Here is a 12,522-nt window from a genome sequence, read left to right as displayed (position 1 = left end):
TAACGATGTTTTCTGGGCTGGCTACTGATAAGCCCTGCATCTCTCATTAAACTTGCGGCCTTATAACGGCCAACATTTTCACCTAGTTGATTAAGCTGACCAGCTATCGTTCTAGCTCCCGCAGAGCCGCGACTATCACTATGTATATCAATCGCTTTTTTGAGCAATAATTCACGCTCTGGTTTTATTAATTCACGGTGTTTTAGGTGGTAATGATAGCTGCTTCTCGGGATTTCAAATAAGTCACAAAGTGGTTTAACACTGTTTTGCTCTCTCGATAACGATTCAATTAATGCTATCGTTTGATGCTGTCTTGCATTAAGAGAGCGGTAGCCTTTTTTAAGATGTCTTTCTCCCATTCAATCTTCTTAATTTGAGCTTCAAGCTCTTGAATGCGCCTTTGTTCTGGAGTGATTGCATTCGCAGATGGAGTAATACCTTCAAATTCTTGCTTTAGTTGAATAACCCAACGTCTCATCGCTGTTGGGCCAACACCGGTAGCCTGACAAGCTTCGCGAATGGTATAGCCTTGATTAATTACAAGGTTAGCTGCATCTATTTTAAATTCTGTTGAATAAGTTGGTTGAGTCTTCATTACGTTTACACCGTTCTATATTAAGGGCAGTTTACCTCATATCGGTGTACAAGTTTATTAAACCACAATACTAACGCTTCCGATGGGGCATCCTGCCCCGCGAAAGCTACGCCCACATCCATGTGGGCATCACGACTATTTCATCAACGCACTTCGGCAACTTCGATGGGGAAATGGTGTTTTCTGTTGGTGTAGTCAAAGGTTTGAGAAGAATACTTTTTATATTCAAGAGTTGCTTAATTGATTATCTATATCATTCAGTAGTATGAGTACTTATGATTAACTTAAAGGCTTTATCAATTGGTACTCCTGACGTTGATAGAGCTATAATTTTATCTCTATATTCAGAAACAGGTTTTGTAAGTAAAAATAGATTTTTGTTCTCTTTCCAGTACTCACTCATTAATTTAACTGCTGAATAGGAGGATTTACTTTGTTGATCAAATACTAGCTTTAAGTCGGATAAAGAAAATGCCTCTTCGGAAAGATTGTTGGAGTTATACTCATCAATAGAATCCTCTTTGTGACTAAGTCCTTTAAAGGCTTTTTTTGTCCCATTTACATATTTAATTAGGTAATTGGGAGCATATCCTTCTCCTTTTGTTCCGAAATACACAGCGTTCAATTCGTCTTCACTTGAGTTTTCTATCACTTTCCATAGGTAGTCTAGTTGTTCAATTGTTTTTAGTGTTTCTAATGTCCAAATGATACCACTCATGAATTTGTCCTTTTTTGACAAAAAAATCATTTATATTATTAGCGTAAATGTTTTATTTAATAGACTTATATCGTGAAGCAGTTTTAAAAACGCCCCCATTCAATACAGTCACAGAGTTTTTTTCAAGCTCATATCCCAACTCTTTCATTACCTGTTTAGTCATACTACCTGCTAACTGTTTGAATCTGTCAAAAGTTGCTTTTTCAGCCGATTCAACACGAAAAAATTCAAATTTTTCTCGTAAATAAGGTGATAAAGGCTCAAGTGCAGGCTTTCGCAAAAACGTTGCTGTTTCCATTCGTATTTGATTTTCTGGGGAACATAAAAAGTCCCAAAGAAGTTCAGCCTCAAAAGTTTTTGCTAGCTGAGTAAGAGCTGGTGAGGGTGTATAGTGAATCTCTAAGTTATTCATTTAATGTCTCTTATTTTATGACTGTAGTTAACCTTGTGTATATAATAGGTTTCTTTTGGTGGTATGGTCAATAAGTATTTTTAAAAAAAGAAAGGTTTTATATGAGATAGGTTACTCTTGCGTAGAGCCCCATCATAGACACCATCGTTAATGGCATGTTTGTAGGCCTCTTACTAAGCTTTAGTTATTGCTGAAGTAGGAGGTGGTTATGCCCCGTGCCAGAAGTACGTTAATTAGTTTGGAACCCTCTATTTAACAAAGCCCCATCATAGACACCCGTCGTTAATGGCATGTTTTGTTGCCTCTTACTAAGCTTTAGTTATTGCTGAAGTAGGAGGTTGTTATGCCCCGCGCTAGAAGTACGCTAATTAGTCTTGAAGACACGCCTTATTATCATTGCTGCAGTCGGGTGGTTCGACGGGCTTTCTTATGTGGTGATGATAAGTACACAGGCAAAAACTATGATCATCGGCGTGGTTGGGTAGAGGAACAAATACTCAAGTTAACAGAAGTATTTGCAATTGATGTAGCAGCCTATGCTGTGATGAGTAACCATCTGCATGTAGTGCTTTATATCGACTTAGAATCCGTTAATCGTTGGTCAGATAGAGAAGTAGTTGAACAGTGGCACAAACTGTTTAATGGTACTGATTTAACTCAGAAGTTTGCTAAAGGTGATGTGATAGAAGAATGTATGGTTGCTACACTCAAGCACCTGATAGCGACATACCGCTCACGCCTCTGTGATATCAGCTGGTTTATGAGGTGCCTTAATGAACCAATTGCAAGGCAAGCTAATTATGAAGACAACTGTACAGGTCATTTCTGGGAGGGGCGATTCAAGAGCCAAGCATTACTGGATGAAGCTGCAGTGCTCGCCTGTATGGCTTATGTAGAGCTTAATCCTATTAGAGCTAAGATGGTCAAAACACCTGAAAAGTCGGACTACACCAGCTTACAATTAAGAGTTAATGCGGCTCTAAAAGGTAAGCAGTCTGCTAAGTTACTGCCGTTTATCGGTAACGAGAGACAACACCAAACCAAAGGTATCAACTTCTCTCTTCAAGATTATCTAACACTTGTAGATGAAACAGGCCGAATCATTCGTGATGACAAGCGAGGAGCCATTTCTCATAGTGCAGAAAAGATATTGAATAGACTCAATATTCCAAGCGATAACTGGATAAAAGTCACCACCGAGTTTGGCAAGCTGTTTCATGGCCCCGTTGGCTCGTTGCAGGAGCTAACTCATTATTGCGAACATTTAGATAAGCGACGACGGCACTTCGCTAATAGCTGTCACCATCTACAAGTCGGCTAAGAATTTCTAAACAAATTACTCGTTATACCGTTCTAGTTCGGTTGGATTTTTACGCTCGTTTTTTAGCTTATTTACTCTAAATCCCTCAGTTTTATCCAGTTAATCACTAAATTATTTGCCTGCCATCAAATAATGCTACACCTCATGTTTATAGTTTGAGAAAGGGAACCCCTTATTCAAAGTAGAAGTGCACCACTCATTTCAGTATAGGTTTCAAAAGGTGTCTTGTAATTAAGACACTTTCTTGGCCTTGAGTTTAGTGCATTTTCAATTTTCAAAATTTGATTTTCAGTGATCGTTTCAAAGTCAGTTCCCTTAGGTAAATATCGACGTATTAGTCCGTTAATCTGCTCTACCGCACCTTTTTCCCAGCTATGGTATGGCTGGCAGAAGTAAGATTTACAGTCTAGATACTCATTCACAACTAGATGATGTGCATTCTCGACTCCATTGTCGTAAGTTATTGAATTAACCAGTCCAGGTGGGTGTTCTGAGAGTTTTTTGATAATTGCATTTTTCGTTACGATTGCTTTTTTTGAACTCAGCTTGGTGATGTGAGCTAACCTGGAAACCCTTTCAACTAAAACGTTCAATGCCAATTTACGTCCCTTTGACTCCACTGAATCGCTTTCCCAATGTCCGACTTCAGTTCTATTATCAACTTCAATAGGTCTCTCTAAGATGCTGGTTTTTAAAGTTGCTTTTCTAACATACTTTCGTGCTGGATATTTTTTACGACGCCTCTTATGCTTCCTGGGTAGGTGGCTAATTAGTTCTGGGGCCTGATGGTAAATAAACTGATAAATTGACTCGTGGCAGGCATATGGAGCCTCAGATTTAAGCTTCAGCCGTCCAGAGATTAGCTCTGGAGTCCAACCTATGCGTAGTTTATTTACGACGTAATTCCTCGTTTCACTACACTTTAACCGCTCTCGCGTGACTCTCCTTCTCATCCTTGACTTATAGGCTCTATGAGCAGGATTAGGGTAGTAAGTGGGTACATAATGAGTTGACATATTACGGTCAATCTCACGACTAATTGTTGAGTGTGAGCGATCTAATAGCCTTCCTATTTCGCGCATGGACTTCTTTTGGTAGTGATACCACTCAAATAACCTTTTACGTTCCCACTCTGTTAAGTGGTTATATTGCTGTCCCATAATCCCCTCCTAATCTTTTAAAAAAGTATAGGTGGTGCACTTCTAGGTTGAACGTGGCAACGGTTATATTGTTGATTATTAATGGGTGGCTTTGCTTAAAGCTAGCAGAGCAAGCCGCTAGTGCGGTTAGAGAGCATTGGGGCATTGAATCGATGCATTGGGTGCTTGATGTAAGTATGAATGAAGATGCGTGTCAGATATACAAGGATCATGGTGCAGAAAACCTAGCGTGCTTACGGCATATGAGTCTAAATATGCTTCGAGAAGAGTCAACTAAACTCAGTATCGTCGGAAAACAAAAGCGGTGCATGATGAATACATCAATGCTGGAGGCTGTTTTGAGCGCTGGTTTTAACGGTGCGATTAAAAACTAGTCACTCATGCGGCACCTTGGCCTGATACCCATTCAACCTTTTACCCAAATATCAAGCTCATGTAAGCGGAGAAGAGCCGTATTTCTAATGGAAAGTTAATATTGAATCTAATAGAAATGACTATCTATGCAAATGGAATGATTCAATCTAATTCAACATCATATTGTTCCAATATAGGTAAGGTAATCGTAACTTTTGCTCCAGATTCTTGAGTACGGTTACACAAACTTATTCCACCTTGGTGTAAATTAATTATTTGCAGGCATAAACTTAACCCGATCCCTTGTCCGTCTGGCTTAGTTGTATAAAAAGGAACAAATACGTCTTTTTCGTTAACTAAACCATGGCCGTTATCTTCGAAAGTCATACAAAGTTCATTTGAACGCCTGACAGCAGCTATCTTCATTATCGGATTAGTTACGCAAGCTTGCTGGGCATTAGTCAGAATGTTAATAACGACTTGCTCCATCAAAACCTCATCGAACTGTGCGTACTTAACATCGAAGTGACAGTGAAACTCGATATCACTAAATAATGGTAGTAGTTTTCCAATCAAGGCTTTCAAAGAGTGCCGTTGAATTTGAGGTGTTGGTATACGGGTTAATTCGCTATATCGAGAAACCAATGTATTTAAGTTTTGACTGCGACTGGAAATCAAATCTAACATGAGTTTTTGCTCGGTATCTTGATTAATACTGGACAGAGTTTCTGAGATTGATTGAATAGGCGTTAATGAATTGCGGATTTCATGGCTCAAGATACGAATTTGCTGTTGCCAAGATTCCTGCTGCGTTTTGGTGATTTGCTGACTAATGTCGTTCAGCATGATCAACTGGTATCGCTGACTTCCGTCATCAAAGTGGCTACTTAATAGCTTAATTTGATTATTTGACTCACTGAGCTTCCATTTTTCATCATCATGCATAAAGCCTAATAAAGAAATATGGCTCAACCTTAAGCTGTGCCAATCACGCTGTAAATAGTTACTGAGTGCCGAATTACCGTTAATCAACTGGCCTTTTTCATTAATTAATAATACCGGAGATTCAAGCAATTCGACCAATTGATACACTAATAATCTGTTTTTATCGACTTTATATTTATCTTGCCGCAGTTGCGTATTCAAATGACTCATTTCTTCCATTAACTGAGCGACAATTCCTTCTTTTTCAGTTACAAAAGCATTATGGCTATGTTCTTGATACTTTATGCTATCGAGCATCCCTAATAACTGTATATAAGGCCTAGTAAATTGCTTATAAATAGAGGCTCCAGCTATTAAAAAACACGGTAGGACAAATGAGAATATAGTCACCTGCATCAAACTTGATACATCAAGCAATATTAAAATAAACAGTAAAAAAAAACTGAGTGTTCCTACAACAATAACTAAGCCCGTTATCAATTTATGTTCTAGGCTAGAGTGTCGACCTAGCATTATTGATAGTCCTTCATCGAAATGTCGAACTTATCCAACCTTCGATATAAAGCACTACGACTGACTTCAAGTAATTTTGCAGCTTCATTGGTGTTGCCTTGGCATTGAGTTAAGGCTTTTATGAGTACACTTTTTTCTGTTTCATCGAGGCTCATAATAGAGGTGCATTGTTCTTCCAACACCGTTCCACTCACAGGAAAATCCAAATCTTTGGGTGAAATTTCGTCTGTCTCGGCAAATAAAACCGCACGCTCTAATAGATGATTAAGCTCTCTTAAATTCCCCGGGAACGAGTAATTAACCAAAGCATTAATTGCACTCTGCGATAAATAGATATTAGGTCGTTGATACTCTATTGATAGCTTTTCTAAACAATTCACAGCGAGTTCAGGAATATCTTCTCTGCGCTGCCTTAAACTTGGCACTTCAATTTCTACGGTATTGATCCGGTAATATAAATCCTGCCTGAACAGCCCATCTGAAATAGCACGGCTTACCTGCATGTTACTGGCACTGATTAATCTTAACTGAGCGCGCTGGGTTATGTTTGAACCTACGGCTTCAAATTCACCTGACTCTAATACTCTTAGCAACTTCACCTGTTGCTCAAGTGGTAATGTACCTACTTCATCTAGAAATAAACTGTTGCTTTGCGCCAATTCGAACTTACCAATTCTGTCTTGATAAGCTCCTGTAAATGCCCCTTTTTTGTGACCAAACATTTCACTTTCAAATAGGTTGCTAGGAATAGAACCCATATTGACACTGACTAATGATTTCGACTTATAGCTACTCTGCAAATGAACATAATTCGCTAAAGTGCTTTTGCCTGTGCCGTTTTCACCAAGTAGCAAAATATTGGCTTGCGTCTTAGCCACTCGATCTAACTGCTGCTTTACTTTATGCATGCTCGGCGAGTGACAAACTAATTCTGGTAAAACGTTCTTATCTTTCAGCTGTTGTGAAAGCTTCTTGTTATCTCGCACCAAGCTTTTAACGACTAAAGCTTGTTTAACCGTTTGTAAAATCCGCTGGTTTTTCCAAGGCTTTTCAATAAAATCGGTCGCGCCTAGTTTTAATGCATTGACTATTAATTCTGTATTTGCCCAAGCTGTCATCGCAACCACTGGAAGTTCTGGTTTTAATTGAAGCACTTTCTTTAAGCAGTAAAGCCCTTCTTCTCCCGACGTAGTATCCAAAGAAAAGTTCATATCTAACATGACCATATCGCAGTGATTGTTTTTTATCCAATCAAGAAAGCTGACTGGTGAGTCAAATTCAGTCACTTGATAATCATGTTGTTTAAGTAAGAACTTAAGGCTAAGTCGTACATCAGGCTTATCTTCAACGACTGCTATATTTACGCTTGTTTTCATTATTATTCTTATATTAAGACCGCTCAATAAACATTTTACTGAGCGGTCAGATCCTTTATTGGTTTCTTAGTGCTTCAACTGGATTGTTTTTAAGTAGTGAGTGCAGTGGCTTATAAGCTGATATGAGTGCGACAAGCAATAAAACCGCACTTGCAACCATAAGGCTATCCCAATTAGGCGACGAAAATTCAGCCAACTTTTTACCCAAAACTAGATATCCAACTAAGGCTATTGCAATGCTCAACACAAAACCAAACAACACTGGAGCTAGCCCTTGGGTTAACATCATTATTGTTAAGTTCCTCGGTGTTGCTCCAATCGCCATACGAACACCTAATTCAAACTTACGCAATTGCCCTGAGTAATTCATCACACCATAAATGCCGGTCGCGGCAATAATTAATGCCAACAAACTCATTCCTAATGTAAAGTAAGCTGCAATGCGGTGTTGGGCTACTTGCTGTTTCGCCCGTTCACTTATCACTATGAAATCGCCCATAACTAATCTTGGATCGATTTGTTTAAGCTCTGCAATGGCCTGTTGTTGTGTGATGTTTGAACCATCTTTAAATTTAAGTAACAAATTTAAGCGAAATGTTCCTATTGGAAAATACACTTGCTTAGCGAGATAACTTGCGTGTGTATGCGCGTTAAAATGATCGGCTGCCACACCTACAACCTCATAGGCGTCGCCAGCCATAGTGAAAATGCGTTTCCCTATTGCATTACTGTCACCAAAACGTTCTTTTGCTAAAGCTTCGCTAATCAAGGCTACGTTACTAGCATCTTCGATTTCAGCCTTTGAAAAATTCCGACCAAACAAAATGTCTTGTTCCAATATAGAAAAGTAATTTTCATCAACACTGTTAAATCCAACGGTTATCTGGTTTTGGCTATTTTCATCGGCCAGTCGCAGTCCAAAATCACCTTTTCGAATTGGAGGCATCGTATTTTTTGACACCATAGTGACAGAATCAAGTTCCAGAAAGTGCTGCTTTGCTAAGCTCAACAGTGAAATCTGCTCATCTTCAGTGACACCTTTAGGCGTATACATTTGCACGCTGATGATATTGTCACTGTTGAACCCTAGTGGTTTATTTATCGTCGTCAGTGCTTGGCCTAAAATCATTGAGCTAGCTAGCAGTATTAAACTGGCAAAGGTCACTTGTGAACCAGTAAGTATCTGTCTGGTTCTTTGGTTTGCCTGTTGAGATATCCCCTTACCACTACTAGATATATGTTCCTTTAAGCTTAGATAATCGATTTTCCTACTGCTTATGAAAGCTAATAGCATGGCTAAAACGAGACTAACGACAAAACTAAACAAAAGCGTTATCGAGTCTAACGCAAGTTCATCCAATCGAGCGAAACTATCTGCTGCAAAGGTTTGGATCAACCGAAATAACCATGCGGCTGTCAGCAATGAAAAAATCAATGCAATGCTAATCAGTACACTACTTTCTACTAATAACTTAATGAACAAATTGTTTGGTGATGCTCCCAAACATGCATGCACGGCTAAAGAGTATTTATTTGCCTCAGTATGTGAAAGATACAAATTACTAATATTGGCAAAAGCAATAAGCAGCAACATACCTGCGCCAGCTAGAATCATCCAAGTAACCTTATCTTGATCACCTTTAACCGCTTTTGCTAGCGGTGTTAGGAGGGCTTTAAATTGAATATCGCCATAGACTCCTTTAGCTTCTGAGTTCTCCATAAATCGACTAATAATTTGACTAAGTTCAGTTTCAACATCGTCTACTGACTGACTCGGATTTAATTTCAATAACGAACTGAATGAGCGACTGGCATTTCCCCACTCTGTTTTATTTAGCCCAGAAAAAGCAAAGGGTATTATTACTTGAGTGTCACCAAATACGGCAAAAGGCTTAGGTGTTTTTGTTTGCTCTGCGGCCAATACGCCAACGATACGATAAAATTGATCTTCTATCTTCACCGATTGCCCAAGTATATCATTACGCTGTGAGAACAATTCTTGCCATGTTTTATAGCTGATTACGGCTTCAGCTTTGGCTTCGGTGAATGTGTCGTTTCTATCTAGGCCATGTCCCAATGCAAACTTAGGTGCTAAAAAGTTAAAATACTGCCCTGTAGTATAAAGCGTAATAATACTTGGCTCTTGCGGGTGGTTTAATAACCTTCGTTTGTCTTGAAAAATAGGTACAGCATTAAGTTTACTGTGTTCATGAATCGCAAGTTGCGCCCCTTCGATTTGAGCTCCTGAATTAACTTTGTCTCCCTTTATAATTGATTGCTGTATATGGAATAATTGATTGGATTCTGGATAAGGTAGTGGTTTTAATACTATGGTTTGATGCAAACTAAACGCAGCAATCAAACCTCCCAAAGTAATCGCTATTGTAAAAATAAAGGTAAAACTGAAACCTTTAGCAGCGCTCAACCCAGCGAAAGCTTGCTTGCACTCATAAATGATACGGTTCAAGGCTAGACTTGCCATCAGCTTGCCTCCTGCATCGATAGGTTCGCTTTCTCAAGCTGACCGTCCATCAAGTAGTATTTTTTATTAGCAAACTCTGCGTATCTTGGATCATGAGTCACCATGCAAATACTGGTACCTTGCTGGTTTAACTCAGCCAATAAGTTCATTACCGCATCACTATTTTGCGAATCTAAGTTACCCGTTGGCTCATCAACTAATAAAATGGTTGGTTTATTGACCAATGCGCGTGCAATCGCAATGCGCTGTTGCTGTCCACCTGAAAGTTGATTAGGTTTATGGCTTGCCCTATGTCCCATATCGACTAATGATAATGCCCAATCGACTCTTTCTTTTATCTCACTTTTAGCCATAGCCTGTTTTTTGTATCGCAACGGTAAAGCGATGTTGTCAAAAACATTAAGCTGATCAATAAGATTAAATGCTTGGAATACAAAGCCTATTTTTTCATTTCTAACGTGAGCTTGTTCCGTTAAATTAAGATCAGTGACGAGGTTCCCATCGAGTTTGTATTGACCCGTTGAGGCTTGATCTAATAAACCCAGAATAGAAAGTAATGATGACTTACCGCAACCTGAAGGCCCTGAAATAGAGATAAACTCACCTTGATGTATCGTTAAATTCACATCTCGAAGCGCATGGCTTTCCAGTGTGTCTGTGTAAAAAACTTTACTTAAATTAATCAATTCAATACATGGTGTTATATTCGTCATAGTGTTTCCTTACTTAGATCGATTTTATTATTATTTCAGATGAGTCATTGTCTAAATCATCAAGAATGATGGTTTGTCCTAAGCTCGCACCATGTTTTAGCTCTATGTATTGGTTACTTATTTGACCAAAATGAAGCGTAGACAGTGTAGCTTGGGTACCATTAGGTTGTAAAAGATAAAGCCGATATTGTTTGTTAGCTTGTAAGCGAGATGTAAGCGGCAAATACAAAACGTCTTTTAATTGAGCCAGTTCAATACTGGCCTCTATGTTCAATTCTGGTTTGGCGTTAGATGGGAGCTTGCCCATCAGTTGCAATTCAATTTCGATATTTCCTTGATCAACTGTCGGGTTAATACGGCTAACAACGGCATCGGCAATACCTCCACGGGTATTCACTTTAGCCAACATCCCCTGTTGAACACTGTCTGCAATGCCTTGGGGGACTTTAACTAAAGCGATTAACTTATTTTTACCACCAAGTTGGACCAATTGCTGGCCTTGAAGCACGCTTTGTCCGAGCTTGACGGGTAACTCTTGCAGTGTCCCTTTAATACCTGCCTTTACGGACAACGCATTTATTTTCTTTTGTGCTAGTTCAACTAAAAGCTGTTTTTGCTTGATCGTTTCTTTTTCAATATTCATCGCTTCTTCATGAAGGTTTTGTATTTGCTGTAATCTTTTCTTCTGGCCTCTAAGTTTAGCGGTCACCTTTTTTAGTTCAGCTTGGCTTTTAAGAAACTCTAATTGTGAAACAATCCCAGCAGCGGCAAGCTTTTCTTTGGCTGAAAATGTCTTTACTAACACCTGATGATCTAGCGTCAATTCATCAAGAGATTGTGTTTCATCTAGCCATTCCCTTGCTTGCTGCAATTTGAGTTTTCTTAGGTTGGCTTGCTGTGATTGAAGGTTAATCTGAGAGGATGAGAGAGCTTGAGTCAAATCTGGATTGGATAAGGTTAATATGACACTTTCTGCAGTAACTTCAGCGCCAGGCATAAGATGAATATTCTCAACAACACCTCTATCTTGTGCTGTTATAAATCGCTGATCAGCAGATTTAAGTTTGCCAAAACCATTAATCAGTTGTGGTAAATTTCCCTTTTTAACTTTTACTAAGGTTAATTCACTTCTTATTTTCTCATCTGGTGCATTCCAATAAGCGGTTGTTACTCCAATACCAATAACAGTAGCAGTTAACATCCCAATCACTAGATTACGATGCTGACCTTTTGATTTTTTAGTTCGTAGTTGATCCATGGTGAGTCACTCATAAAATGTTTCTTTATATATGACTACTCAAGCTTTGTGCCAAAATCTATAATTCTGTTTTATAACGTTTTTTTGAATTCATTAATCTACTCTTTCTCAATAACACAAAAGTGGTTTTCGAAAATGGGATTGATTAATCGCTAGCTTGGACCGAACCATGGACACCCATCGTTAATGGCATGTTTTGTTGCCTCCTACTTAGCTATTGCTATTGCTGAAGTAGGAGGTTGTTATGTCCCGTAGATATGTAGGGGTGAGTAAGATCGTTATTCAGGGCTAATTCAGCACACAGAACTTACAGAAAACACCTAATTCCCCATCGAAGTTGCCGAGGTAGCCTTAGGTGAGCCATGGTCTTTCTCGTGCATCCATGCACTTCAAGACATTCAGGCTTCCTGCCTATCAGATGGCGAATATGAGGCGATAGCTATTTTCGAAAATGAATGAGGATCAACAACTTCGTCGGGGCGGCAGGGGTGATCCAAAAGGGGATTGCTGTTGATCCCCTCTTGGCCGAGTGTGAGCTGGAAGCTCACGACTTTGGTCAGGCGCAGCCTGATGCATTACCAATGTGGGACGAAGCGGCACGGCTTTCTTCGGCCGATATGTCGCACTGTTAGGTGTAGCCTCACGACCTTTATCAAGCGCAGCTTGATTGCTTAA

At 39.3% G+C, this 12,522-nt stretch carries 12 protein-coding genes and 1 pseudogene; 3 read left to right on the top strand and 10 right to left on the bottom strand.

Going from position 1 to position 12,522, the window contains the following annotated elements; all coding sequences use genetic code 11:
• From ACVBIO_RS15895 to ACVBIO_RS15880, 4 genes are all read right to left on the bottom strand, one after another.
• Positions 1 to 359 (bottom strand): IS3 family transposase (locus ACVBIO_RS15895; RefSeq protein WP_447172968.1); only part of this gene is annotated, 359 nt, incomplete at its 3' end.
• Positions 296 to 595, bottom strand: coding sequence for a transposase (locus ACVBIO_RS15890; RefSeq protein WP_447169227.1), 300 nt, complete (start codon positions 593 to 595; stop codon positions 296 to 298). The genes ACVBIO_RS15890 and ACVBIO_RS15895, both read right to left, overlap by 64 nt.
• 253 nt (positions 596 to 848) lie before the next feature.
• Positions 849 to 1,313 carry a hypothetical protein gene (locus ACVBIO_RS15885; RefSeq protein ID WP_447163882.1) on the bottom strand — a complete coding sequence of 155 codons (465 nt, stop codon included), beginning with the start codon at positions 1,311 to 1,313 and terminating at the stop codon, positions 849 to 851.
• Positions 1,314 to 1,365: 52 nt separating this feature from the next.
• Positions 1,366 to 1,725 (bottom strand): hypothetical protein, encoded by a 360-nt coding sequence (locus tag ACVBIO_RS15880; protein WP_447163883.1) that lies wholly within the window; start codon positions 1,723 to 1,725, stop codon positions 1,366 to 1,368.
• Positions 1,726 to 2,068: 343 nt separating this feature from the next.
• Here ACVBIO_RS15880 and ACVBIO_RS15875 point away from each other — a divergent pair, with 343 nt between their 5' ends.
• A complete protein-coding gene (locus ACVBIO_RS15875; protein ID WP_447163884.1) occupies positions 2,069 to 3,046 on the top strand; it encodes a transposase in 978 nt (325 codons plus the stop codon).
• 176 nt (positions 3,047 to 3,222) lie between these two features.
• On the opposite strand, the gene ACVBIO_RS15870 is transcribed toward ACVBIO_RS15875, so the two are convergent.
• The gene (locus ACVBIO_RS15870; RefSeq protein WP_447168792.1) at positions 3,223 to 4,206 is read right to left on the bottom strand and encodes an IS30 family transposase; all 984 of its coding nucleotides are present in this window, start codon (positions 4,204 to 4,206) and stop codon (positions 3,223 to 3,225) included.
• Between the two features lie 104 nt (positions 4,207 to 4,310).
• On the opposite strand from ACVBIO_RS15870, the pseudogene ACVBIO_RS15865 reads away from it, so the two are divergent.
• A pseudogene (locus tag ACVBIO_RS15865) lies at positions 4,311 to 4,580 on the top strand (ISAs1 family transposase); the annotation flags it as partial.
• Positions 4,581 to 4,722: 142 nt separating this feature from the next.
• On the opposite strand, the gene ACVBIO_RS15860 reads toward ACVBIO_RS15865, so the two are convergent.
• The 5 genes from ACVBIO_RS15860 to ACVBIO_RS15840 all read right to left on the bottom strand — a co-directional run bounded on the left by ACVBIO_RS15860 (position 4,723) and on the right by ACVBIO_RS15840 (position 11,847).
• Complete coding sequence (locus ACVBIO_RS15860; protein WP_447172967.1) at positions 4,723 to 5,802, bottom strand: sensor histidine kinase; 1,080 nt, start codon at positions 5,800 to 5,802, stop codon at positions 4,723 to 4,725.
• Positions 5,803 to 6,017: 215 nt separating this feature from the next.
• The gene (locus ACVBIO_RS15855; RefSeq protein WP_447172966.1) at positions 6,018 to 7,394 is read right to left on the bottom strand and encodes a sigma-54-dependent transcriptional regulator; all 1,377 of its coding nucleotides are present in this window, start codon (positions 7,392 to 7,394) and stop codon (positions 6,018 to 6,020) included.
• A 55-nt stretch (positions 7,395 to 7,449) separates the two neighbouring features.
• Positions 7,450 to 9,819: an ABC transporter permease gene (locus ACVBIO_RS15850; protein WP_447172965.1), complete on the bottom strand. Its 2,370-nt coding sequence runs from the start codon at positions 9,817 to 9,819 to the stop codon at positions 7,450 to 7,452.
• 56 nt (positions 9,820 to 9,875) lie between these two features.
• Positions 9,876 to 10,589 carry an ABC transporter ATP-binding protein gene (locus ACVBIO_RS15845; RefSeq protein ID WP_447172964.1) on the bottom strand — a complete coding sequence of 238 codons (714 nt, stop codon included), beginning with the start codon at positions 10,587 to 10,589 and terminating at the stop codon, positions 9,876 to 9,878.
• A 13-nt stretch (positions 10,590 to 10,602) separates the two neighbouring features.
• A complete protein-coding gene (locus ACVBIO_RS15840; protein WP_447172963.1) occupies positions 10,603 to 11,847 on the bottom strand; it encodes an efflux RND transporter periplasmic adaptor subunit in 1,245 nt (414 codons plus the stop codon).
• A gap of 488 nt (positions 11,848 to 12,335) precedes the next feature.
• On the opposite strand from ACVBIO_RS15840, the gene ACVBIO_RS15835 reads away from it, so the two are divergent.
• Entirely contained in the window at positions 12,336 to 12,479 is a 144-nt protein-coding gene (locus tag ACVBIO_RS15835) for a hypothetical protein (RefSeq protein ID WP_447172962.1), read from the top strand.
• Positions 12,480 to 12,522 lie beyond the last annotated feature (43 nt).

The organism is Shewanella sp. 0m-8 (assembly GCF_052977265.1).
This window is presented reverse-complemented; position numbering and strand designations above follow the sequence as displayed.

What these genes read in the sequence shown, in the direction of transcription:
- ACVBIO_RS15890 (WP_447169227.1), bottom strand. Translation starts at nt 595, where the DNA reads ATGAAGACTCAACCAACTTATTCAACAGAATTTAAAATAGATGCAGCT.
- ACVBIO_RS15885 (WP_447163882.1), bottom strand. Translation starts at nt 1,313, where the DNA reads ATGAGTGGTATCATTTGGACATTAGAAACACTAAAAACAATTGAACAA.
- ACVBIO_RS15880 (WP_447163883.1), bottom strand. Translation starts at nt 1,725, where the DNA reads ATGAATAACTTAGAGATTCACTATACACCCTCACCAGCTCTTACTCAG.
- ACVBIO_RS15875 (WP_447163884.1), top strand. Translation starts at nt 2,069, where the DNA reads ATGCCCCGCGCTAGAAGTACGCTAATTAGTCTTGAAGACACGCCTTAT.
- ACVBIO_RS15870 (WP_447168792.1), bottom strand. Translation starts at nt 4,206, where the DNA reads ATGGGACAGCAATATAACCACTTAACAGAGTGGGAACGTAAAAGGTTA.
- ACVBIO_RS15860 (WP_447172967.1), bottom strand. Translation starts at nt 5,802, where the DNA reads ATGCTCGATAGCATAAAGTATCAAGAACATAGCCATAATGCTTTTGTA.
- ACVBIO_RS15855 (WP_447172966.1), bottom strand. Translation starts at nt 7,394, where the DNA reads ATGAAAACAAGCGTAAATATAGCAGTCGTTGAAGATAAGCCTGATGTA.
- ACVBIO_RS15845 (WP_447172964.1), bottom strand. Translation starts at nt 10,589, where the DNA reads ATGACGAATATAACACCATGTATTGAATTGATTAATTTAAGTAAAGTT.
- ACVBIO_RS15840 (WP_447172963.1), bottom strand. Translation starts at nt 11,847, where the DNA reads ATGGATCAACTACGAACTAAAAAATCAAAAGGTCAGCATCGTAATCTA.